The sequence below is a fragment of the Phycicoccus avicenniae genome (assembly GCF_018139485.1).
Classification (GTDB): Bacteria; Actinomycetota; Actinomycetes; order Actinomycetales; family Dermatophilaceae; genus Phycicoccus; species Phycicoccus avicenniae.
This window is the reverse complement of record NZ_JAGSNF010000015.1, coordinates 38,407-61,332: the sequence shown is the minus strand read 5'-3', so window position 1 is coordinate 61,332 and position 22,926 is coordinate 38,407. Positions and strand designations below refer to the sequence as shown.

Genomic DNA, 22,926 nt, shown 5'->3' with positions numbered 1-22,926 from the left:
GCGCGCGGGGCCGTACGCTGGTCCCCACCATGGACCACTACCGACATCCGGCCCGATGACCCCCTGGCTCCTCCTGCTCGTGGGCGTCGCGCTCACGGTGGGCACCGCCCTGTTCGTCGCGGCCGAGTTCTCGCTCGTCGCCCTGGACCGTCCCGCCGTGCAGCGGGCCGTCGACGCGGGGGAGCCGCGCGCCCGGTCCGTGCTCCGCTCGCACCGGCAGCTCTCGACCGAGCTGTCCGCCTGCCAGGTCGGGATCACCCTCACGACGCTGATCCTCGGCTTCATCGCCGCGCCGTCGGTCGGCGTGCTGCTCAGCGGTCCGCTCCAGGGCCTCGGCCTCGGGGAGGGGGCGGCCTCGTCCGTGGGGTCGGCCGCGGCGTTCGTCATCGCGACGCTCTTCTCGATGATCGTCGGCGAGATGGTCCCGAAGACCCTCGCCGTGTCCCTGCCACTCGCGACGGCCAAGGTGTCCGCGGCGCCGGTCTACTGGTTCGGGGCGGCCGCGAAGCCGCTCATCGCCCTGCTCAACGGGGTCGCCAACCGGACCCTCCGGGCGATGGGCATCGAGCCCCAGGAGGAGCTGTCGGCCGCCCGCAGCCCCGCCGAGCTCGCCTCGCTCGTGCGGACCTCGGCCGCCGCGGGCACCCTCGACAGCGGCACGGCCCGCCTCGTCACCGCCTCGCTCGGGTTCGGCGACCAGACCGCCGCCGACGTCATGACCCCGCGGTCGCGGGCCACCTCGATCGAGCGCACCGAGACGGCGGCCGACCTCGTCGCGCTCGCCCGGCACACCGGTCACTCGCGCTTCCCGGTCCTCGGTTCGGACTGGGACGACGTCGACGGCATCGTCCACGTGAAGCGGGCCATCGCCGTCCCCTTCGAGCGCCGGGCGGACGTCCCGGTGTCCGCACTCATGACGCCGGCCGTGTTCGTCCCGGAGACGCTGCGCCTGGACCCGCTCCTCGTCCGGCTGCGCGGCGGCGGGATGCAGCTCGCCGTCGTCGTCGACGAGTACGGCGGCACCTCCGGCGTCGTGACCCTCGAGGACCTCGTCGAGGAGATCGTCGGTGAGGTGAGCGACGAGCACGACCGCGGCCAGACGACCGGGCGGCGCCTGCCCGACGGCTCGTGGACCGTGCCCGGGCTGTGGCGCCCCGACGAGGTCCGCGCCCGGATCGGCGCCCCCGTCCCCGAGGGCCCCGCCTACGAGACCGTGGGCGGCTGGGTCATGGCCGCCCTCGGCCGGGTGCCCGAGGTCGGCGACGAGGCGGCCGTCGACGGGTGGACCGCCCGGGTCGTCGACATGGAGGGCCACCGCGTGGACCGGCTCCGGCTCACCCCCACCGGGTCGGACGAGGGCGCGGGGACCGCGACGGACGACGGCGCGGGGACCGCGACGGAGGCCCGCCCGTGACCACCGTCGCCGTCACCGTCCTGCTCCTGGCGGCCAACGCCTTCTTCGTCGGCGCCGAGTTCGCCGCGATGTCGGCCCGGCGCAGCCAGCTCGAGCCGCTCGCCGAGGCCGGGAGCAAGGGCGCCCAGGTCGCCCTCCACGCCCTCCAGCGGACCGGCATCCTGCTCGCGACCGCGCAGCTCGGCATCACCGTGTGCTCGGTGCTGCTCGGCGCCATCTCCGAGGCCGCGCTGCACCACGCCCTCGAGCCCGTCGTCCACGCGCTCGGGGCCCCCGACGCCGTCGCCGACGTCGTCGCCCTGCTCCTCGCCCTCGCGATCGTCGTCTTCCTCCACGTCGTCTACGGCGAGATGATCCCGAAGAACATCTCCATCGCGAAGCCGGAGCGGGCCGCGATCGTCCTCGTCCCGCCGCTCGTCATGGTCGCCCGCGTCGTCGCGCCGGTCATCCTCGCGATGGACTGGGTGAGCAAGGCGGTCATCCGGCTCTTCGGGGTCGAGCCCAAGGACGAGGTCTCCTCGACGTTCACCGCCGAGGAGGTCGCCCACATCCTCGACGAGTCCCGCGAGGAGGGCCTCGTCGGCGACGACGACTACGAGCGCCTCGGCGCGGCCCTGGAGTTCAGCGACAAGGACGCGGCCGACGTCGGGGTCGCCCTCGACGCGCTCGTGACGCTCACCCCGACGGCGACGCCGGACGACCTCGAGCGGCTCGTCGCCAAGCACGGCTTCTCCCGGTTCCCGGTGCTCGACGCCTCCGGCGAGATGTCGGGCTACCTCCACCTCAAGGACGTCTTCTACGCCGACGACGACGAGCGGCACGAGCCGGTGCCGGCCAAGCGGTTCCGGCACATGGCGACCGTCCGACCGGACGACGAGGTCGAGTCGGTGCTCCAGACGATGCAGAGCACCGGCTCCCACCTCGCGCGGGTCGTGCGCGCCGACGGCAGCGTCGTCGGGGTCGTCTTCCTCGAGGACGTCATCGAGGAGCTCGTCGGCGAGGTCTCGGACGCGTCCCAGCGCTGAGGGCTCCGCCGTTCGGACGACCCGACGGCGGGCCGTTGGGTCACGATGACCGGCGAGCGTCCGGGATCCCGGCCCCCGGGCTGGCGCCTGGCGGTCCGCGGCGGCGATACTCGCGGGACGGCAGGGGCCGTCGACAACACGTGGGAGTGATGATGTTCCGCCGGGCCGCTCTGTTCGCCGTGCTCTTCGCGCTCGCGATCGTCGTGGGTCGCCAGACCGTCCTCTCCAGCTCGGGTCTCGCGCTGTTCTGGCCTGCCGCGGGGGTCGGTGCGCTGTGGCTCCTCGGGGCCCGGGGGCGTCGCGAGGTCGCCCTGTCCGCCGCCCTCGTCGGGGCCCTCGCCGCGATCGGCAACGGGCTCACCGGCGCCCCGCTCCTCGCCGCCGCACTCCTCGGTGCCGCCAACGTCGTCCTCGTCGTCGTGACCCGGGACGTGTACCGGGCCCGCCGGCCCGGGACGACGCGGCTGCGCTACCTCGCGGCCTTCTACCGGTTCGCCATCGCGGCCTCCGCGGGCTCGGCCGCGAGCGCCGTCGTCGGCGTCCTCGCCATCTCGACGACCGACGCGCAGGTGGGCTGGGGCACCGGCATCGGCTGGTGGATGCGGAACATGACCGCCGTCGTCGTCATCGCCGGACCCTGGGTGCTGCACAACGGCCGCCGCACGCTGACCCGCCCCGTCGTCCTCGAGTCGCTCCTGCTCGCCGTCGGCACGGTCCTCCTCGTCGGATGGGTCTTCGGGCCCGGACAGACGCTGCCGCTCGCGTTCCTGCCCTTCGTCCTCGTCGTGTGGGCGGGCCTGCGGCTCCCCACACCGATCGCGGCCGCGGAGGGCGCCCTCGTCGGGGTCGTCACCCTCGTCATGGTCCACGGGCTCGACGGCGGACCCTTCGGCCGGATCGGGCCCTACGGCGAGCGAGCGCTGGTCCTTCAGGCGTTCATGCTGCTGGCCGGCCTGCTCGCGATGGTCATCGCGACCGTCCGGGCCCAGGTCGACGAGGCGTTGCACGGGGAGGCCGCCGCCCGGACCCGTGCGGAGGAGGCGTCCCAGGACCTGCGGACGATCGTCGAGGCCCTGCCCGTCGGGCTGTTCCTCCTCGGTCCCGACGGCCGGGTCGACCTGCACAACGAGAGCGCCCGCACCCTGCTCGGGGACGCGCTCGCCACCGAGGGCGAGGAGCCGGTGATGCTCGAGGAGGTCGTGCGCAAGCACACCCCGTCGGGGCTGCCGATACCGCTCGAGGAGCGCCCGTCGACGAGGGCCCTGCGAGGGGAGCGGGTCGTCGGCGAGCGGATCGCGAGCACCGACCGCGACGGGCGCACCCGGGTGATGTCCGTCGACGCGGTCCCCCTGAGCCACGGGGACGACGTCCCCGGCCGGGCCGTGCTCATGTGGCAGGACGTCACCGAGGACCACGTCGCCCTGGAGCGGCTGCGCCGGGAGCGGGCCCGCGCGGACCGGCTCATCGCGGACTCGCCGCAGGGGGTCGCCGTCCTCGACACGATGGGGGTCATCACCCAGGCGAACCGGGCCCTCGTCGCGATGCTCGGCCGCCCGGCGGCGGAGATCGTCGGGCTGCGGGCGAGCGACCTCGTCCCGCTCGCGGCCGCCGACGTCGAGGCCTTTGTCGAGGACACGATCCTCAGCGCCGGCCGGCTCGTCGAGGCCGAGTGGGCCGTTCCCGGCCCGGGCGGCGCGATCGTCCACGTCGCGACGAGCAGCCGGTTCGTCCCGGACCCCGAGGGCGGGGAGGAGATCATCGTCAACGTCGTCGACGTCTCGGAGCGTCGGCGGTACGAGGAGCGGCTCGCGTACGTGGCGGACCACGACGCCCTCACGGGTCTGCCGAACCGTCGCTTCTTCGAGCAGGCCCTCGCCCAGCACCAGTCGGTGTGCGACCGCTACGGGCCGCGGGGGGCGCTCCTCCTCGTCGACCTCGACCACTTCAAGGAGGTCAACGACACCCTGGGCCACGCCGTCGGCGACACCCTCATCACCTCGGTCGGCTCGATCCTGCGAGGCCGGGCGCGCGAGTCCGACATCGTCGTCCGGCTCGGCGGGGACGAGTTCGCCGTCCTCCTGCCGGAGTCCGACGAGGCCGGCGCGGAGACCGTGGCGCGGGCCATGGTGGACGCGATCCGCGAGCACTGCGCCTCCCTGGACGGCGTGCACCAGCGGGTCACGGCGAGCATCGGCGTCGTGACCTTCGAGGGTGCCGCGAAGGACGGCTCCGACGTCCTCGTCCTCGCCGACATGCTCATGTACGACGCGAAGGACGCCGGCCGCGACGGCTACGTCATGATGTCCAGCGGCGAGAACCGGCACCCGCGCATCGGGGCCCGGATGGAGTGGCGCTCGCGGATCGAGCACGCGCTCGCGCACGACGGCTTCGAGCTGCACCTCCAGCCGATCCTCGACATCCGGACCGGCTCGGTCACCCGGGCCGAGAGCCTCGTCCGCCTCCGGCTCGGGGACGAGCTCGTCCCGCCCGCGCGCTTCGTCTACGTCGCCGAGCTCACCGGCCTGGCACCGGCGCTCGACGCGTGGGTGCTGCGGCACTCCGTCGCGATGCTCGCCGACCTGCAGCGGGTCGACCCCGACTTCACGCTCGAGGTCAACGTGTCCGGGCACAGCATCGGCCACCCGGACGTGGAGCGGGCGCTGCTCGAGGCGCTCGAGGAGCACGGCGTCGCCCCGTCGTCCCTCGTCCTCGAGGTGACCGAGACCGCCGCCGTCGGCGACGTGCCCGCGGCGAAGGGGTTCGGGGAGCGCCTGCGGGCGCTCGGCACGCACTTCGCGCTCGATGACTTCGGCGCCGGGTACGGCTCGTTCTACTACCTCAAGCACCTCGTCTTCGACTACGTGAAGATCGACGGCGAGTTCGTCACCGACGCCCTGGCGTCGACGACGGACCGGCAGCTGCTGCGCTCGATCGTCGACGTCGCGCGCAACCTCGGCAAGGGGACCGTCGCGGAGTTCGTGTCCTCGCAGGAGGAGCTGACGATGGTGCGCGACCTCGGCGTCGACTACGCGCAGGGCTACTTCGTCGGGCGTCCGGTGGCCTACGACGAGTTCGTCGCGGCGCACCTCGGTGACGTCCCGGCGCCGGAGTCCCCGGAGTCGCTCGTCCTGCCGACCTCCTGACCGGTTCAGGATCCGGTCGGCTACGACCCGTCGACCGCGGCCGCCCCGGCGTCCGCGACACCCTCGTCCTCGTCGCCGGTCCCCCCGGCGACCCCGAGGCCGCCGACGACGGTGCCGCCGATCCGGAGCGGTACCCCGCCGCCGACGGGCGAGAGCCGGTCACCGCGCGTCACGGCGTCGTGCGTCGGGTCGTCGTCGACGATGGACCGCCACCACGTCGTCGGCTGCCCGAACGCGACGGCGCTCCACGCCCGGTCGCGGGCCACCTGCCGGGCCTCGGGCGGGGAGCGGTCCATCCGGACCATCGCGACGTCGTGTCCGTCGGGGTCGAGCACCCACACGACGACGTGCGTCCCGAGCCGCTCCGCCTCGGCGAAAGCGGCATCGACGACGCGCCGGGCGGCCTGGGCCGACAGGGTCGGCGGAGGCGGGGCGTTCTTCATCGTCACAGCATCTCCACCACCGCCCGGTCTACGGCTGATGTCGTCGACGGTAGTGCACGACGTTTCCCGGATACCTATACGTCCCTCTACTATTGCGGGAACGTACTGATCGGACGGGGAGTCATGGACCGCAGGCAGCTGAGCGTCGTCGACGCCGCCGCGCTGCTCGGCGTCCACCCGCAGCGCATCCACCAGCGCATCCGCTCGGGGTCGCTGCCCGCGATGCGCATCGGGCGGCAGTGGGTCGTGGAGGAGGGCGACGTGCGACGCCTGCGGCGTCACCGGGACCCCGGGCGGCCGCTGTCCGAGAAGTCGGCCTGGGACCTGCTCGCGGTCGCGGCGGACGACGTCCCGTCGGTCGCCGCCCTCAGCCCCTCGTCACGCTCACGCGCGCGTTCCCGGCTGCGAGAGCTGGTCGCCGGCGTGGCCTCCGCTCCGATCGAGGAGGCCGTGCCGCGGATCGAGCGCGCGCTGGGCCGACGCTCCGTCCGGGCCCTCTTCGCGGCGTCGCCGCGCGACCTGCCCGAGCTGCGCGGTGACCCCCGGATCGCTCCGTCCGGGCTGTCGTCATCCGAGGCCGACCTGTCGTCCGGCGACGTCGTGGAGGGGTACGTGTCCTCCGCGGACCTCGCCGGGGTCGTCGACGACCACCTCCTCGAGCGCGCCGACCGGGCCCGGGCGGGTGTCGTCCTCCACGTCGTGGCCGCCGAGCGGGCGGAGGCAGTCGACCTCGCGAGGTACGCGCGGTCACCGCTCGCCGTCGCCGCTGCCCTGGCCGAGCACGACGACGTCCGCGCCCACGACGCCACCGTCCGCCTCGTCGAGAGCCTCGCCGCCGGCCGCGAGGCGTTCGACGAGGACAGTCGGCACGCCTGACCCCGCACCTCACCATCGCGGGGCGGTGCGCCCATCTCTCGTCTCGTCTTCCAGGGCGAGGGCGCGGACGTCCAGGTTGCGGTGGCACTCGTTCGTGCCGTCGCACGCCTCGACGCTCCTGGCCGCCGACCCCCGCCCGGCGTCGCTGAGGACGGACCTCACAAACGGGTCGGGACCACCGAGTCCAGGAATCCGACGAGGTCCGTGGCCAGGAGATCAGGGACCTCGGTGGCGGCGAAGTGACCACCCGTGTCGTGGTCGTGCCAGTCGACGACACGGTAGAACCGCTCGGCGTACTCCCTCGGGGGACGGGTGATGTCGCGCGGGAACATCGAGAACCCGGTCGGAACGTCCAGCGGCCCGTCACTCTCCGAGTCCTGCCCGGCACTCCAGGCGTCCTCGAGAGATCCGTCCTCGCTCCAGTCGCCGGCGTCGTCCGCGTACAGCCGCATCCCCGACCACGTCGTGTTCGTGAGCCACGTCAGAGCGGCCAGCCCCACGACGTCGTCCGGGTCCACCTCGTCGCTCCACGCGTCGAACTTGTCCGCGATCCACGCCAGGAGGCCGACCGGGGAGTCCGTGAGCCCGTAGGCGAGGGTCAGCGGTTCCGCGGACTGAACGCTGTAGTACACGGCCTGTTCCACCCACGCGTCGTTCTCGGCGACGAACGCGCGCTCCGCCTCGGTGAGCGTGGCTCGGTCGAGCTCGAAGAACTTGTGGAACGGCACGTCCGTCAGGTGAAGGGCAAGCACCTCGTCGGGGTAGGTCCGCGCCAGCTCGTCGGCCACCACGCTCCCCCAGTCCCCACCGTGCACGGCGTACCGCTCGACGCCGAGCTCGACGAGCGCCTCATGCAGCCGGGTCGCCGCGGCAGCCGTGGTCACCGGGCCCTGCGGCTGGCCGGAGAAGCCGAAACCGGGAAGCGATGGGACCACGATGTCGTGTCCGGCGTCGACGAGCCGCGGGATCAGCTTGCGGTAGCGCAGGAAGCCGTCCGGCCATCCATGCAGCAGCACGATCGGGACGCCGCTGGCCTCGTGCGCACGCTCGTGGACGAGGTGCAGTGGGTACTCGCCCGCGTCGCTCATGACGTGGGAGCACTCGTTCAGCGTTGCCTCGAACACTCGCCAGTCGAACCCACTGCGCCAGTGCTCGACGAGCTCGCGCACGCGGGCCACGCGGATGCCGTGACCGTCTGTCCCCTCGGGGACGTTGGGCCAGGTGATCGTGGAGAGCCGCTGTGCGAGCAGCGCCAGCCGGTCGTCGTCGACGTGGATCGTGAACGGGCGGATCATGGTGGACTCCTTCTCGATGGGATGTCCAGCCTCGTCCGTCGGAGCCCGGCTGTCTTGAACGATCCGGACAGCTCAACGGTCGGTGAGCAGGATCTCCCGAGGAGTGCGTCCCGCCAGCGTTCGCAGCGAACGTGTGAGGTGTGCTTGGTCGCTGTAGCCGGCCCGTACGACGACCTCGGCGACAGGGACGCCCTCGCTCAGGAGGGCGAACGCCTGTCGGGCGCGCACGATCACGGCGACCTGCTGCCGATTCAGGCCGACGGTGGAATGCACCCTCCGTCGGAGGGTCCTCGTGGACACGGTGCGGTCCACGCGACCGTCCAGGGCCGCGGCGACCTGCTCCTCGGCGGTAAGCAGTCCGCGACGGCGGAGATCGTCGACGAGGGTCGACAGCTCGGTGGGTGCCGGGAGCGTCAGCGCGAACCCGGCCAGCTCGAAGGTGCTTTCGTGCACCGGCAGGGGCATCACCTGTGTCGCGGCGTCCTTGCTGACGCCCCGGAAGAAGACGTGCGCCGCGAACTCCACGCCCCACGACGTGTCTCCTGCGCGCAGGCACATCTCCTGGGGTGCCGCCGCAGGACCCAGCAGCTCCGCCGTCGGTCCGTCCGCGGTCGAGCTGAAGCCCAGGCCCCAGAACTCGGTCGCCGGCTGGAGCCAGGTGCCGTTCACCTCGACCGTCGCCGACCAGGCGCAGCGAACGAGCGGTGACGGCAGGTCCCACTCTCGGTACATGTGACCATCGTGCCGCACCTCGCCGAGGTGTGTCGGCGCGGCGGAGCGGATCGAGCCGTCAGCCGACGGTCCAGGTGTCCTTGCCGCGCAGCAGCGCCTGGAGGTCGTCGTCGGTCGCGGGGCCGCCGGCGGTGTCGACGGCGGCGTCCACCTGGGCGCGGACCTGGTCGTCGTACGTCGGCCGCTCGACCTGCCGGAAGATGCCCATCGGGACGTGCGACATCTCCGGGGTGTCGAGCCGGGAGAGGGCGAACGCCGCGGACGGGTCGTCGGCGTGGGCGTCGTGGACGACGACGTCGCGGGCGCCGACCTCGGCCTCGGGGACGAACTCGCTGCCGCCGCCGGTCGTGCGGACGAGGACGCGGCGGTCCTCCTCGGTGCCGACGGTGACGGCCTCGCCGGAGTGCAGGCGGACGATGCGGGCGGCCTGCTGGGTGCGGTCCTTGAGGGCCTCGAACGCGCCGTCGTTGAAGATCGGGCAGTTCTGGTAGATCTCGACGAGCGCGGCGCCGCGGTGCTCGGCGGCGGCCCGCAGGACGGACTTCAGCTCGTCGCGGTCGGACTCCATCGCCCGCCCGACGAACGTCGCCTCGGCACCGAGCGCGAGCGAGACCGGGTTGAACGGGGCGTCGACCGACCCGAGCGGGCTGGACTTCGTCACCGTGCCGGGGCGGGACGTGGGGGAGTACTGGCCCTTCGTCAGCCCGTAGATCTGGTTGTTGAAGAGCAGGATCGTCATGTTGACGTTGCGGCGCAGCGCGTGGATGAGGTGGTTGCCACCGATCGACAGCGCGTCGCCGTCACCGGTGACGACCCACACCGACAGGTCCGGCCGCGACGTCGCGAGGCCGGTGGCGATGGCCGGGGCGCGCCCGTGGATCGAGTGCATCCCGTACGTGTCGAGGTAGTACGGGAAGCGCGAGGAGCAGCCGATGCCGGAGACGAAGACGATGTTCTCGCGGCGCAGCCCGAGGTCGGGCAGGAAGGACTGGACGGCGGCGAGGATGACGTAGTCGCCGCAGCCGGGGCACCAGCGGACCTCCTGGTCGGAGGTGAAGTCGCGCTTGGTCTGCTTCGGCTCGTCCTGCGGCAGGTGCGGGACGTGGGCGAGGCCGTCGGGGGTGCCGGTCGTCGGCATCCCGAGGTCGGTCGTGGTGGTCACTGGACCTCCTGCAGCGTGGTGGTGATGGCGCCGGCGAGCTCGACCGTCGTGAACGGCAGCCCCCGGATCGCGGTGTGCGAGCGGACGTCGACGAGGTACTTCGAGCGCAGCAGCATCGCGAGCTGGCCGGTGTTCATCTCGGGGACGAGCACCCGGTCGTAGCGGCGCAGGACGTCGCCGAGGTTCGCAGGGAACGGGTTGATGTGCCGGACGTGGGCGCGGGCGACGGGCTGGCCGGCGTTGCGCACGACGCGGGTCGCGGCGGCGATCGGGCCGTACGTCGAGCCCCAGCCGAGGACGAGGATGCGCGCGTCGCCCGTCGGGTCGTCGACCTCGACGTCGGGGACGGTGACGCCGTCGACCTTGGCCTGGCGCAGCCGGACCATCTTCTCGTGGTTGTCCGGGTCGTAGCTGATGTCGCCGGTGACGTCGGCCTTCTCGATGCCGCCGATGCGGTGCTCGAGGCCGGCGGTGCCGGGGACGGCCCACGGCCGGGCCAGCGTCTCGGGGTCGCGCAGGTAGGGCCGGAACACCGGCTCGCCGTTGTCGTCCGTCATGTTCGGCTCGGAGGCGAGGTCGACGTGCATCTGCGGCAGGTCGTCGACGGACGGCACCGACCACGGCTCGGACCCGTTCGCGAGGTAGCCGTCGGAGAGCAGGACGACCGGGGTGCGGTACGTCGTCGCGATGCGGACGGCGTCGAGCGCGGCGTCGAAGCAGTCGGCGGGGGTCTGCGCGGCGATGACCGGCAGCGGGGACTCGCCGTTGCGGCCGTACATCACCTGGAGCAGGTCGGCCTGCTCGGTCTTCGTCGGCAGGCCGGTCGAGGGGCCGCCGCGCTGGATGTCGACGACGACGAGCGGCAGCTCGAGCGCCACGGCGAGGCCGATCGTCTCGGCCTTGAGCGCGATGCCCGGGCCGGAGGTCGTCGTCACGCCGACGGCGCCGCCGTACGCGGCGCCGAGCGCGATGCCGGCGCCGGCGATCTCGTCCTCGGCCTGGATCGTCGTCACGCCGTGCCGCTTCATGCTCGACAGCGCGTGGAGGATGTCCGAGGCCGGGGTGATCGGGTAGGACCCGAGGACGAGCGGGCGGCCGGCGCGGTGCGACGCGGACACGAGGCCGAGCGCGAGGGCGGTGTTGCCGGTGACGTTGCGGTACGTGCCGGGCGGCATCGGGGCCGGGGCGACGACGTACGTCGAGGCGAAGTCCTCGGTCGTCTCGCCGTAGTTCCAGCCCGCGTGCAGCGCGGTGAGGTTGGCCTCGAGGATCTCGGGGCGGGCGCCGAACTTGGACTTGAGGAACTGCTCGGTGCCGGTCGTCGGGCGGGTGTACATCCACGACAGCAGCCCGAGCGCGAACATGTTCTTCGCGCGCTCCTTCTCCTTGCGGGAGAGCCCGGAGAACTCGGCGAGCGCCTCGACGGTGATCGAGGTGAGGGCGACGGGGTGGACGTGCCAGGACTCGAGGCTGCCGTCCTCGAGCGGGGAGGTCTCGTAGCCGACCTTGCCGAGGTTGCGCTTGGTGAACTCGTCGGTGTTGACGATGACGGTCGCGCCGCGCGGGACGTCGCCGATGTTCGCCTTGAGCGCGGCCGGGTTCATCGCGACGAGGACGTCCGGGGCGTCGCCGGGGGTGAGGACGTCGTGGTCGGCGAAGTGCAGCTGGAAGGACGAGACGCCGGGCAGCGTGCCCTGGGGGGCGCGGATCTCGGCGGGGAAGTTCGGCAGCGTCGACAGGTCGTTGCCGAGCGCGGCCGTCTCCGACGTGAAGCGGTCACCCGTCAGCTGCATCCCGTCACCGGAGTCACCGGCGAACCGGATGACGACACGGTCGAGCGTCTGGGCGGTCTTGCTGGTCACGGGCGATCTCCCTGGGGGATCGGGGCTGGTGTGCGGCGGCGACGTGAAGCCGGGGCCGTCTTCCATCGTAAGTCTTCGGTGAGGATGCCCTCATTCGACGTCCCACGACGCGGCATGCACGTTCCGATAACACGACGTTATCCAACGGGTCGGCGTTGCTTGGGGTTGGTCCAGTCGATGAACACCCCGGCCGGTCCCGGTTCTTCCGGCGCCCGGGTCGTCGGCGTGACCGACCCCGGGGGCGGGTAGGGAAGGCACGACACCGTCGACAGGAGCACACGATGAGCAGGACCACAGGGCCGGGCGACCCCGCGTCGCCTCCCGGCACGCACCGCTCGCAGGAGCCGGCCTCGACCGGGCAGCTGCTGAGCCGGATGAGCTCCGACCTGTCGGACCTCGTCCGCTCGGAGATCGCGCTCGCCAAGACCGAGATCCAGGAGTCCGTCAAGCACGCCGGACGGGGTGCCGGCCTCTTCGGCACCGGCGGGGTCGTCGCGCTCTACGGCGTGGGGGCCCTCGTCGCCGCGGCGATCCTTGCGCTGTCGCTCGTGCTCGACGCGTGGCTGGCCGCGCTCATCGTCGCGGTCGTGCTGTTCGTCGCGGCCGGTGTCGCGGCGCTCGTCGGCAAGCGGGAGGTCGCGCGCAGCACCCCTCCGGTCCAGCACAGCGTCGAGAGCGTCAAGGCCGACGTCGACGCCGTCCGTCACCACGGCCACCACGGCACCGAGCACGCCCCGACGGGACAGGAGGGACGGCGATGAGCGACACCCCCCAGGATCCCCACGCCGAGGCTGCGGCCGACGCCGCGGGCCCGGACGCCCGGACCGACACCGAGCGGATCGAGGCCCACATCGAGGAGACCCGGCAGGACCTCGCGGAGACCGTCGACGCGCTCGGCGCCAAGCTCGACGTCCGGTCCAGGGCGCGGGACCGCTGGCGGGAGACGGTGGGGGTCGCCGATGACGGCCACACCCGGCCGAGCGCCACCATCCGCGCGGCGCTGGCCGGTGTCGTCGCGGTCGCCGCCGCTACGGCCGCCGTCCTCGTGTGGCGGAGGGGCCGATGACCCCGACCGCCGGCGAGGGCCGGGCGGCGCCCCCGAGGGAAGACGCCCGACCGCGACCGGACGCGGGGGGCAAGCCGGACTCCCCGGGCGACCTCACGAAGCCGTCGTGGCTCTACGTCGTCCGCAAGACGATGCGGGAGTTCTCCCGCGACCGGTGCACCGACCTCGCGGCTGCCCTGACGTACTACGGGGTGCTCGCGCTGTTCCCGGCGGCCATCGCCCTGTTGTCGCTCGTCGGGCTCGTCGGCCAGGGGCGGAGCACGGTGCAGACCCTCACCGGGATCCTGTCCGACGTCGGGGCGGGCTCGGTCGCCGACACCCTCGAACCGACGCTCATGGCGCTGAGCGAGGCGCCGGCCGCGGGCTTCGCCTTCGTCGCCGGCCTCGCCGCGGCCCTGTGGTCCGCCTCGGGGTACGTGACCTCGTTCGGCCGGGCGCTCAACGACGTCTACGAGGTCGAGGAGGGCCGGCCGTTCTGGAAGCTGCGGCCGGTCATGCTCGTCGTGACGCTCGTGCTCGTCGTCCTCGTGGCGCTCGTCGCCGTGGCACTCGTGCTCACCGGTCCGGCCGCGCAGGCCGTCGGGGACGCCGTCGGTCTCGGCTCGACCGTCGTCACGGTGTGGAGCATCGCGAAGTGGCCGGTGCTCCTGCTCGTAGTGGTCCTCGTCGTCGCGCTGCTGTACTGGGCCACCCCGAACGTCAAGCAGCCGAAGTTCCGGTGGATCAGCGTCGGGGCGGTTTTCGCGATCGTCGTCTGGGTGCTCGCGTCCGCGGCCTTCGGGTTCTATGTCGCGAACTTCTCCAGCTACGACAGGACGTACGGCTCGTTGGCCGGTGTCATCGTCTTCCTGCTGTGGCTGTGGATCACCAACTTGGCGCTGCTGTTCGGCGCCGAGCTCGACGCGGAGCTGGAGCGCAGCCGTGAGCTGCAGGCCGGCATCGCCGCGGAGGAGTCCATCCAACTTCCGCCGCGGGACGACCACGGCATCGACAAGGCGGCCGAGAAGCGTCAGGACGACGTCGAGCGCGGACGGCGGCTGCGGCTCAGCCGCGGCCGGTCGCAGGAGTCGTCGACGGACTGAGCGGCGTCACGCGGCCGGCTCGGCGTCGGGTCCGAGGCCGACCGCGATGCCCAGGAGGGCGACGACGAGGAGCCACGCGAGCCACGCGAGGGACCCGACCGTCGCCGCGTGGAGCAGGACGAGGGGCAGCAGGAGCGCGATGACGGCCATCCCGATGACGGACACCGCACCGCCGACCTTGCGCGCCGTCGTGCTCATCGCCTGGCCGACGGCGACGAGCAAGGCCCCGACGAGGCCGAGCACCAGCACGCCACCGAGGTCGAGGCCCGGGGCGAGGCCCGAGAAGGCGAAGGTCCCCGCCGAGACGGCGGTGAGGGCGCCGAGGACGGCCGACACCACCGGCGCGTTCGCCACGCTGGGCCACGCCGTCCGCCGCCGTCTCCTGCGGCTGCCGATCCCGGCGGCGACGAGCGCCACGACGGCGGCCGAGAGGGCAAGGAGGCCGTAGGCATCCGGGCCCATGACACGGGCGATGCGGAACGCGGTGAGGGACTCGGTGACGTCCGCCCCGACGGCCGGGGTGCCGTCGCGGGCGGCGACGAGCCAGCCGCCGGGGGAGTCGCCGACGGTCGCGGGGATGGTCAGCGTGACGGGGCACGGGTAGAGGCCTTCCGTCGTGTCCGACGTCTCGGGCACCACGGTCTTGACGGCGGTGCGGGCGCTGCGGTGGACGGCGACGAGCTCATCGCCGCCGGCGTCGTCGCACCCCGCGCGCCAGAGCCCTCGCGCGCTGACGTCGTCGGACCGGCCGAGCAGGAGGGCGCCCCAGGAGGGCGTGTGCCGGAAGACGACCTCGTCCTGGGCGAAGGGCGAGACCTCGGGCGGAGCGCTGGTGGTCTCGTCGTCGGCCGCGGTGGCGGGCGCGCTTACCGCTGGGGGGTCGGTCGTGTCCCCGGACAGGACGGGCGCGGAGACGGCGGCAGCCAGGGCCGCGACGACGACGGCGAGCGTGGTGACGGTGCGACTGTCGAGCGCCACGGCCTCTCCTGCCTCTCAGCGGTGCCTGATTATGCGGCCGCCCGGCCTGCGCTGTCACTCCGAACCGGGCCTGCCGTGAAGGGGGCATCCCGGCATTGCCGCGCTCGGGGAGGCATCACCCGCTGGGTGACGTGAGGAGGGCGGCAGCCTCCTCGCGGACCTTCTCGTCGATGTCGGCCGTCGATGAGGCGAGCTCGTCGGCGTCGTCGTACTCGTCGTCCGCGAGGACGAGCGGCTGCAGATTTTCGGCCCCGTCGTGGCCGGCGGCGGAGTGGGCCCATCGAGTGAGCTCGCGTGGAGTGATGGTCCCGGTCACCAACCGACGGCACATGGCCCTGGCCGCGGCGACCTGGAGGTCGCCGGGGTCGGAGGGGAGGGGGCGGCGCAGGCCGATCAGCACGTCGCTGACGAGAGGCCGCAGTGCGCCGTAGCCCTCTGACGGCGAGGCGCCGGCCAGCTCTCCGAGGTCGGGGGAGTCGACGCCGGCGGCGATGGCCTCGGCGGCCGCGGCCACGACGGCGTCGACGGTGTGCGGGCTGTCCAGCTCGCAGAGCGCGGCGGCGTCGACGAGGACGTCTACCGCATCGGACCGGTTCACGACTGCATCATCCGGCATCGCCGTGAGCCTGCGACGTCGATCGTCGGCGATTGGAGGCGCGCCCGCTCAGTTGACACATGCCGATATCGGTATATGTTGTCCGCATGGCCCGTGCAGCGACGACGTCGGACGTCTTCAACGCGATCGCGGAGCCGCAGCGCCGCGACATCCTCGTGCTGCTGCGGTCGGGGGAGTGGCCCGTCACCGAGGTCGCCCGCGAGCTGGGGATGTCGCAGCCGGGGGCGTCGAAGCACCTGCGGGTGCTGCGTGACGTCGGGCTCGTGCGGGACCGGCAGGTGGGGCGCCGGCGGCTCTACGGGCTCGAGGCCGACGGGCTGCGACCGGTGCACGAGTGGACCGGGGGCTTCGAGGAGTTCTGGAACGGGGCGTTCGACCGGCTCGAGGCGTACGCGCAGGAGCTCGAGGCCGGACACGACGAGGAGGAGCAGCGATGAGCAGTACAGGTGGTCAGGACGCGGCGTCGACAAAGACGGCGGACCGGGAGGTCGTCGTCTCACGACTCGTCGCCGCACGGCGTGAGGCGGTCTTCGAGGCGTTCACGGCGGTGCGACACCTGTCGCGGTGGTGGGGGCCGGACGGGTTCACGACGACGACCGCCGCCTTCGAGTTCCGCGTCGGCGGGGTGTGGGAGTTCGTCATGCACGGTCCGGACGGGACCGACTACCCGGAGTGGATCAGGTGGACGGCGATCGACCCGCCGTCGCGGATCGCGATGCTGCACGGGGAGCGGGCGGACGACCCGGACGCGTTCGAGTCCGTGCTGACCTTCGAGGAGGTCGGTGACTCGACCCAGGTCGAGCTGCACACGGTGTTTACGACGAAGGCGCTGCGTGACCGGGCGGTCGATCAGTTCGGTGCGGTCGAGGGTGGGCGGCAGACGCTCGGCAACCTCGCCGACTACGTCACGGGCATGGCCGATGAAGGGGCGGGCTGATGGCCGGCACGGTGTTCGCGAGCGTCTCGATGTCGCTCGACGGGTACGTCGCGCCGGGGTCCGCGGGCGAGCTCATGGGCCGGCAGTGGATGGAGCTGCAGGCGTGGGTCTTCCCGACGCGGACGTTCCGGGAGCGGCTCTCGATGGGCGCCGGCGGTGAAACTGGCCAGGACGACGACCTCGTCCGCGCGACGTGCGAGCGGACCGGCGCCAACATCATGGGGCGGCGGATGATCGACGCGGGGGAGGCGATGTGGCCCGAGGAGCCGCCGTTCCGCTCGCCGGTCTTCGTTCTCACGCACCGCGAGCGCGAGCCGTGGGTGCGTGCCGGCGGGACGACCTTCCACTTCGTCACCGACGGCATCGAGTCTGCGCTGGACCAGGCGCGCGAGGCGGCCGACGACCTGGACGTACGGGTGTCCGGTGGGGCCGAGACCATCCAGCAGTATTTGAACGCCGGCTTGCTCGACGAGCTCACGGTGTCGGTGTCGCCCGTGATCTTCGGTGCAGGCGTCCGGCTGTTCGACGGCGTTGATAGTGAGCGAGTGGCGCCGGAGCAGGTCCACGCCCAGACGTCTCCCCGTACGACCCACCTGACCTACGCGGTGAGCCAGCGAGAGTAGAACGACTCGTCCACGCAAGACAGCATTCGAACTCCCTGACCCGGCGTGTCGCAGGCGCTTATGGTGTGCTCACAGTCTCGCGAGTAGCATTCCAGGACAGCGTAATCCGCGGTGGACAAAGACGGATTCAGAAGGACCTTCGTGACCCGCTTATTGCACGGATGTTGCACGACGAGGGGCCGGGCATGACCACTCGCCAAGGCTGGGCGGCATCACGCGAAGTCTACGTAGACAGCCGCGACCACATCCCTCTGCCTATTCGTCAGGCGAATCCAGGGCTTGCCCCAAGAAAACGTGATGCAGTCCGCCTCTCTCGAGCGACCCGACAAATCGCGATCGAAGTGCTTCGACGCCCTGGTAATACTCCCGGAAGTCTGCCGAGACGCGGGTGCCAATCTTCTCCTCGTGGGGCCACGGGATGCGGATCTCGAGAAATCTTTCGCCCACGTCCTCACGGTTGGTCTGCATGAAGACCACCCGTCGCCACTGGTCGCGAACGACCTTCAGGGATAGAGCCCAGAGCAGGTAGAAGTTGTCCGCGATTGCGTCCGCTGTTGCTCGAAGGATCAGGACTTCTTTTGTGAGAACTATCCGCTCCTGCCCTGGCATAATTACGGCAAACTCGCCAATATTCTTGCTGGAGCGAATGGGGGTGATTAGATCGAATGGCCGAATACCCGAGTCGCCTCCACGCCAGAAGCGCTTCGCAACAACTTCCGGGACGAGATTGGACGGGTTGATGTTTATTTGGCCCGCTCGAATATCAGAGACCTTGATGTAGGGAACGTTGCTGTTCCTCATGTCCGCCGAAGGCGATCCGTGGCCAGCCCGGCGCTCGATGCTGCCATCCCTGATAAGCTCACCAAGGCTGCGCGAAGTGAAAGTGGTGAACGCAGGCTCGGCCAGTAGGTCGTCAAGTGCCGCTGTGTGCCGGTCGTCGTAGTACGCCGGCACTGCAACCGGGAACTCTCGCGTTGGGACCCAACGAGACGTTGGCCCAAGCTCGCCCTCGAGCAACGCATCGACGTCCGCGCTCACCCGATCGTCGATCGTCGATGTGCGAGCACCAGTAATCGGGTCTATGACAAAGAGGTCGAGCCCATCCTTATTGATGCCCACGGTCTCCGCGAACGAGACGAAGATCTGATCATCCTTGAACCATGCGGGCTTGTGCACCACGGATCAGGCTCTCCTTCTTGTGGTCTTCTTCTCGAAGATGTAGAGGTTCGTCTTGGCTCGGCAAAACCCCTGGAACGCCTCCATCGGGACGTTAACCAGGCCGCGCACGATGAAGCGAGATTGCATCCACTCGTGAAGCCATGCGTAGGTTGGCGAGAAGAAGTAGGTCTCAGGCAGGATGATTCCGACCCTGCCCCCGGGCGCGAGCAGTCTGTAGGACCGCTCGAGAAACACGAGCCCCAGCTCCAGGTCGACATACCGCTGCTCCTTGCCCGCTGCCCAAGAGATTGAGTAGTGGTTCAGCTCGCACTCGCGAGCGGACAACCTCAGGCGCCGACCGAAGGGCGGGTTCGTGAGCACCACCGTGAAGGCACCGTCTCGGAGCGCTGGTGAGAGGTACGGATAATCAGATGACCAGCGGTCCTCACGTAGTGAGTCGCCGATGTGTATGTGCGTGGAGCCGTCACCGAGAACGAGCATCATCGCGCGGGCGAGCTTGACGTTAATGGAGTCCTTATCGACTCCGAAGACTTGCCGGTTCGCCCACTTGGTGACTGCTGCTTCGTTGCCAATTCGTTCGTTTATGTCGCGGAACGCCTCGATGAGAAAGCCTCCAGTCCCGCAAGCAGGGTCGATGATCTTGTCCGTCGGTTGAATGTCCATCACGCGTACCGCCGCCTCGACGACGCGAGCGGGCGTGAAGTACTGACCTTCACCCGCTTTGAGATTGGCGCGCCTGAACACCTGAAAAGCTGAGGACACAGCTTCCGCCCCGACGCCGACCAGGTTCCATCCCGACCAGGCGAAGACGATCTCCTTGATCGTGTGATCGTCCAAGAGCAGCTGAGGTGACTGCTCTTCGCGGAACACCTCTTCCCGCTGGTTCACCATCTGGTCGAACTCTTCGCGGATCTTCGTGCCGGTTTCATTCTCGGTCTTGCCAAGTTGGAACATGACCGGTTTCGTCTTGACGTAAGAGGCAGTGATGTCCGACTCAAGTTTCAGCAACAGCATATTGCACAACTGGTCGAGCTGATTCTCCGACCGGGTAACGATGGAGTCACGCGCGACAACAGCGTCCAGCAGTGCTTGGAACGACATTTTTAGTTCGCGCTCGGAGGGCGTCGAGAGGTCGGCGAACGTGAGCGCCTTGCTGGTAGCTCGTTCGAAATCGTCGGACGCGGTTGGGAGGCGAAGATCGTTGCGCTTGACAGTCTTGAAGGTGCCGTCTGGCAGCTTGTAGACCGTGGCGGACTTAGTGCCGTTGGTCCAGACGCCGAATCGCGCCCGCGGTTCGCGGGCCAGGTAGATCTCGAGCTGCGATACACCCTCGTTGAGTGTGGGCTTCTTGAACTCGAACAGCCCGACCACGTTCTGCCAGTCGGCGGGCATCTCGGGGTCTTTGAATACCACGAGATCCACCGGCCAGTGTGAGAACGAGCGCCCCCCCTCGCGCTTCGCCGCCTCGTTGGGAGACTGGGGGACACGCCACTCTGGCCGCCACTGCAGCTGCCCGTCTTCCCAGCCAAGCGTTTTGAGCGCGTCGATTACTGGTAGCCGAACCTTGAGGTGCTCTGGTCCGCTCAACGCCATGTGCCTAGTATGCCTGCCCTCGAGTGCCGCTGGACGACCGGGAGGGCCCTGCAACGGTGAAGCATCCGAGGTGGTAGAAGACCACCGCCGTTGGCGCCGCATGGCTCATCCCTCTCGCGCCCGCAGCGCCACGAAGGCGCGAGTGCGTGATGGGTGGAGTGGCCGACCAATGCCTGCGCTACCGGAGCGCAGCGCCGATGATTGAGCTCGATAGTCGATCACTGTCCTGCGGAAAAGAACTCGACTAGCGGAGAGCACTTCTCAGGGCCAGTACAGCTTGACCGTGAACGTCGGGGGCTCAGGAGTCAGGGGTGCGAGAGGAATGCTCTCTCGTTAGTTGGAGAGCGATGCGTGTCGGATGCTGCACCGCCACACCCGCGTGCGTCCAAGTAGGTCTAGGGACACCTCATTGGGGATGATCGGCGTAAAACCGAAATGCACGCCAACGAGGCCTGTCTCCCCGCGACGTGCGTTGCGCAGGCAGCTACGGGCATTCGTGAAAATCAGTCGATGACCTTCGACCAGTATGTCGACCTCGTACCGCTTCCTGGCAGGACACGCCCGTCGGCGCTCTCACTCCGTTCGAGGCGCCTGATACTTCTGCCGGTCGCACGTGATGAAGGGCCCGGTCCGCACGCGCTTCGCGCGATGGACCGGGCCCTTTCGGAACGTGCCCCCGGCAGGATTCGAACCTGCGCTCCCGCCTCCGGAGGGCGGTGCTCTATCCCCTGAGCTACGGGGGCGGGCTCGCCGCGTGCGGGAAGTCCCGTTTCTGCGGCGCTCGGTGAGGTTAGCAGCCTAGGCTTGCCATCATGCAATCCGGGATGGAGGACCCCGGGGCAGCACCCCTCGTCCTCGTCTGCGATGACACCGAGGCCATCCGCCGCCTGCTGCGGATCAACCTCGAGATCGGTGGTTTCACCGTCGAGGAGGCCGAGGACGGCCACGCGGCGATGGCCCGACTCATCGACCCGGACAAGCCACGCCCGGCCGTCATCGTCCTCGACCAGCAGATGGCGCCCTACGACGGCTGGTGGGCCATCGCCGCCATCCGCTCCCACCCGGCGCTCGACGAGGTCCCCGTCGTCCTCGTCACGGCCGCGACGAGCGAGACCGACCAGCCCGAGACGAGCGGCGCCGGCTTCGACGCGTTCGTCGGCAAGCCGTTCGACCCCGACGACCTCGTCGCGACCGTCTCACGACTCGCGGCCGGCGGCAGGGTCAGCAGGCGCCGCCCTAGACTTGACGGGTGACCCCCGAAGAGCTCTCCGCCGCCATCCGCGGTGCCCTCCAGGCCGCCGTCGACTCCGGTGACCTCTCCGTCGCCGTGCCCGACGAGGTCCGGGTCGAGCGACCGAAGAACCGGGACCACGGGGACTGGTCGACCAACGTCGCGCTGCAGCTCGCGAAGGGCGCCGGGATGCCCCCGCGCGACCTCGCGACCGCCCTCTCGACGCGGCTCGGGGACGTCCCGGGCGTCAAGGCCGTCGAGGTCGCAGGGCCCGGCTTCCTCAACATCACCCTCGACGCCGCGTCCGCCGGCGAGCTCGCCCGCAGCGTCGTCGAGGCCGGCGCCGCCTACGGCCGCAACGACTCCGAGGCCGGGCACGTCATCAACGTCGAGTACATCTCGGCCAACCCCACCGGCCCGCTGCACCTCGGCCACACCCGGTGGGCCGCGCTCGGCGACGCGATGGCCCGGCTGCTACGTGCCTCCGGCGCCACCGTGACGACCGAGTACTACATCAACGACGCCGGCGCCCAGATGGACAAGTTCGCCGCGTCCGTCCTCGCCTCCGCCAAGGGTGAGCCGACCCCCGAGGGCGGCTACCCCGGCGCGTACGTCGACGACCTCGCCGCAACTGCCCTCAAGCAGCGGCCGGACCTGCTCGCGATGGACGACGCCGAGGGGCTCGCCGAGGCCCGCACCCTCGCCTACGCCGCCCAGCTGCAGGACATCAAGGACGTCCTCGCCGACTTCGGCGTCCACTTCGACGTGTGGTTCTCCGAGAAGAGCCTGCACGACGCCGCCGCCGTCGAGGACGCCGTCGCCCGGCTGCGCGAGCAGGGGCACGTGTTCGACGACCAGGGTGCCGTGTGGCTGCGGACCACCGACTTCGCCGACGACAAGGACCGGGTGCTCATCCGGGCCAACGGCGAACCGACATACTTCGCCGCCGACGCCGCGTACTACCTCAGCAAGAAGGACCGCGGCTTCGACGAGAAGATCTACCTCCTCGGCGCCGACCACCACGGCTACATCAACCGGCTCAAGGCCATCGCGGCCTGCGCCGGCGACGACCCCGAGCACAACATCGAGGTCCGGATCGGCCAGCTCGTCGACCTCAACGGCGCCCGGCTGTCCAAGCGCGCCGGCAACATCATCGAGCTGCGCGACCTCATCTCGTGGATCGGCTCCGACGCCATCCGCTACTCCCTCGCGCGCTACCCCGCGGACAGCCCGCTGAGCCTCGACGGCGAGGAGCTGCGGAAGCAGACGAACGACAACCCCGTCTTCTACGTCCAGTACGCCCACGCCCGCACCGCGAACGTCGCCCGGCTCGCCGCCGAGGACGGGGTCGACCGGGCCGACGGCTTCGACGCCTCGCTGCTGTCGGACCCGACGGAAGCCGCCCTGCTCGCCGTCCTCGGCGACTTCCCCCGGGTCGTCGCCCAGGCGGCGCACCTGCGCGAGCCGCACCGGGTCGCCCGCTACCTCGAGGAGCTCGCCGCGCGGTTCCACAAGTGGTACGACACGTGCCGGGTCCGCCCGATGACCGCCGACGAGGAGGTCACCGACCTCCACCGCACCCGGCTGTGGCTCAACGACGCCACCCGCCAGGTGCTCGCCAACGGCCTCGACCTGCTCGGCGTCTCGGCGCCCGAGCGGATGTGAGGCA

The 22,926-nt window shown here is 70.8% G+C and carries 21 protein-coding genes and 1 tRNA gene; 12 read left to right on the top strand and 10 right to left on the bottom strand.

Features of this window, described 5'->3' with window-relative positions; all coding sequences use genetic code 11:
- Window positions 1-55: 55 nt before the first annotated feature.
- The 3 genes from KC207_RS10720 (at window position 56) to KC207_RS10710 (ending at window position 5,582) form a co-directional block, all read left to right on the top strand.
- A complete protein-coding gene (locus KC207_RS10720) occupies window positions 56-1,414 on the top strand; it encodes a hemolysin family protein (protein ID WP_211603021.1) in 1,359 nt (452 codons plus the stop codon).
- The gene (locus KC207_RS10715) at window positions 1,411-2,439 is read left to right on the top strand and encodes a hemolysin family protein (protein ID WP_211603020.1); all 1,029 of its coding nucleotides are present in this window, start codon (window positions 1,411-1,413) and stop codon (window positions 2,437-2,439) included. The genes KC207_RS10720 and KC207_RS10715 overlap by 4 nt, the downstream gene beginning before the upstream one ends.
- A 149-nt stretch (window positions 2,440-2,588) precedes the next feature.
- The gene (locus KC207_RS10710; RefSeq protein WP_211603019.1) at window positions 2,589-5,582 is read left to right on the top strand and encodes a bifunctional diguanylate cyclase/phosphodiesterase; all 2,994 of its coding nucleotides are present in this window, start codon (window positions 2,589-2,591) and stop codon (window positions 5,580-5,582) included.
- Window positions 5,583-5,602: 20 nt separating this feature from the next.
- Here the strand turns inward: KC207_RS10710 and KC207_RS10705 are convergent, their stop codons facing one another.
- Window positions 5,603-6,025, bottom strand: a complete 423-nt coding sequence (locus tag KC207_RS10705) for a GlcG/HbpS family heme-binding protein (protein ID WP_211603018.1) — start codon at window positions 6,023-6,025, stop codon at window positions 5,603-5,605.
- A 123-nt stretch (window positions 6,026-6,148) separates the two neighbouring features.
- Between KC207_RS10705 and KC207_RS10700 the strand changes: the two genes are divergently transcribed.
- Window positions 6,149-6,901, top strand: a complete 753-nt coding sequence (locus tag KC207_RS10700) for a helix-turn-helix domain-containing protein (RefSeq protein ID WP_211603017.1) — start codon at window positions 6,149-6,151, stop codon at window positions 6,899-6,901.
- Between the two features lie 158 nt (window positions 6,902-7,059).
- On the opposite strand, the gene KC207_RS10695 is transcribed toward KC207_RS10700, so the two are convergent.
- The 4 genes from KC207_RS10695 to KC207_RS10680 form a co-directional block, all read right to left on the bottom strand.
- Window positions 7,060-8,196 carry an epoxide hydrolase family protein gene (locus KC207_RS10695; RefSeq protein ID WP_211603016.1) on the bottom strand — a complete coding sequence of 379 codons (1,137 nt, stop codon included), beginning with the start codon at window positions 8,194-8,196 and terminating at the stop codon, window positions 7,060-7,062.
- 72 nt (window positions 8,197-8,268) lie between these two features.
- The gene (locus KC207_RS10690; RefSeq protein WP_211603015.1) at window positions 8,269-8,928 is read right to left on the bottom strand and encodes an AraC family transcriptional regulator; all 660 of its coding nucleotides are present in this window, start codon (window positions 8,926-8,928) and stop codon (window positions 8,269-8,271) included.
- 58 nt (window positions 8,929-8,986) lie between these two features.
- Complete coding sequence (locus tag KC207_RS10685; protein ID WP_211603186.1) at window positions 8,987-10,066, bottom strand: 2-oxoacid:ferredoxin oxidoreductase subunit beta; 1,080 nt, start codon at window positions 10,064-10,066, stop codon at window positions 8,987-8,989.
- Window positions 10,067-10,086: 20 nt separating this feature from the next.
- Complete coding sequence (locus KC207_RS10680; protein ID WP_211603014.1) at window positions 10,087-11,952, bottom strand: 2-oxoacid:acceptor oxidoreductase subunit alpha; 1,866 nt, start codon at window positions 11,950-11,952, stop codon at window positions 10,087-10,089.
- 281 nt (window positions 11,953-12,233) lie between these two features.
- Between KC207_RS10680 and KC207_RS10675 the strand changes: the two genes are divergently transcribed.
- From KC207_RS10675 to KC207_RS10665, 3 genes are read left to right on the top strand one after another with little or no spacing between them, the layout of a single operon-like run.
- On the top strand, window positions 12,234-12,713 hold the full coding sequence (locus KC207_RS10675; protein ID WP_211603013.1) for a phage holin family protein: 480 nt from the start codon (window positions 12,234-12,236) through the stop codon (window positions 12,711-12,713).
- Entirely contained in the window at window positions 12,710-13,018 is a 309-nt protein-coding gene (locus KC207_RS10670; protein ID WP_211603012.1) for a DUF3618 domain-containing protein, read from the top strand. Before KC207_RS10675 ends, KC207_RS10670 begins: the two co-directional genes overlap by 4 nt.
- Window positions 13,015-14,100 (top strand): YihY/virulence factor BrkB family protein, encoded by a 1,086-nt coding sequence (locus tag KC207_RS10665; protein WP_211603011.1) that lies wholly within the window; start codon window positions 13,015-13,017, stop codon window positions 14,098-14,100. The genes KC207_RS10670 and KC207_RS10665 overlap by 4 nt, the downstream gene beginning before the upstream one ends.
- Before the next feature lie 6 nt (window positions 14,101-14,106).
- Here KC207_RS10665 and KC207_RS10660 read toward each other — a convergent pair whose 3' ends face one another.
- Complete coding sequence (locus KC207_RS10660; RefSeq protein WP_211603010.1) at window positions 14,107-15,078, bottom strand: hypothetical protein; 972 nt, start codon at window positions 15,076-15,078, stop codon at window positions 14,107-14,109.
- Between the two features lie 115 nt (window positions 15,079-15,193).
- On the bottom strand, window positions 15,194-15,676 hold the full coding sequence (locus KC207_RS10655; RefSeq protein WP_211603009.1) for a hypothetical protein: 483 nt from the start codon (window positions 15,674-15,676) through the stop codon (window positions 15,194-15,196).
- Window positions 15,677-15,780: 104 nt separating this feature from the next.
- Between KC207_RS10655 and KC207_RS10650 the strand changes: the two genes are divergently transcribed.
- The 3 genes from KC207_RS10650 to KC207_RS10640 are packed head-to-tail and all read left to right on the top strand — an operon-like array spanning window position 15,781 to window position 17,254.
- Window positions 15,781-16,131 (top strand): ArsR/SmtB family transcription factor, encoded by a 351-nt coding sequence (locus KC207_RS10650; RefSeq protein ID WP_211603008.1) that lies wholly within the window; start codon window positions 15,781-15,783, stop codon window positions 16,129-16,131.
- Window positions 16,128-16,631: an SRPBCC family protein gene (locus KC207_RS10645; RefSeq protein WP_211603007.1), complete on the top strand. Its 504-nt coding sequence runs from the start codon at window positions 16,128-16,130 to the stop codon at window positions 16,629-16,631. Before KC207_RS10650 ends, KC207_RS10645 begins: the two co-directional genes overlap by 4 nt.
- Complete coding sequence (locus tag KC207_RS10640) at window positions 16,631-17,254, top strand: dihydrofolate reductase family protein (RefSeq protein WP_211603006.1); 624 nt, start codon at window positions 16,631-16,633, stop codon at window positions 17,252-17,254. Before KC207_RS10645 ends, KC207_RS10640 begins: the two co-directional genes overlap by 1 nt.
- A gap of 255 nt (window positions 17,255-17,509) precedes the next feature.
- Here KC207_RS10640 and KC207_RS10635 read toward each other — a convergent pair whose 3' ends face one another.
- From KC207_RS10635 to KC207_RS10625, 3 genes are all read right to left on the bottom strand, one after another.
- The gene (locus KC207_RS10635) at window positions 17,510-18,433 is read right to left on the bottom strand and encodes a restriction endonuclease subunit S domain-containing protein (RefSeq protein WP_211603005.1); all 924 of its coding nucleotides are present in this window, start codon (window positions 18,431-18,433) and stop codon (window positions 17,510-17,512) included.
- A 3-nt stretch (window positions 18,434-18,436) separates the two neighbouring features.
- Window positions 18,437-20,026, bottom strand: coding sequence for an HsdM family class I SAM-dependent methyltransferase (locus KC207_RS10630; RefSeq protein WP_211603004.1), 1,590 nt, complete (start codon window positions 20,024-20,026; stop codon window positions 18,437-18,439).
- A gap of 671 nt (window positions 20,027-20,697) precedes the next feature.
- A tRNA-Arg gene (locus KC207_RS10625) sits at window positions 20,698-20,769 on the bottom strand.
- A 69-nt stretch (window positions 20,770-20,838) separates the two neighbouring features.
- Between KC207_RS10625 and KC207_RS10620 the strand changes: the two genes are divergently transcribed.
- The gene (locus KC207_RS10620) at window positions 20,839-21,279 is read left to right on the top strand and encodes a response regulator (protein WP_249138690.1); all 441 of its coding nucleotides are present in this window, start codon (window positions 20,839-20,841) and stop codon (window positions 21,277-21,279) included.
- Complete coding sequence (gene argS, locus KC207_RS10615) at window positions 21,276-22,922, top strand: arginine--tRNA ligase (protein WP_211603003.1); 1,647 nt, start codon at window positions 21,276-21,278, stop codon at window positions 22,920-22,922. Before KC207_RS10620 ends, argS begins: the two co-directional genes overlap by 4 nt.
- Window positions 22,923-22,926 lie beyond the last annotated feature (4 nt).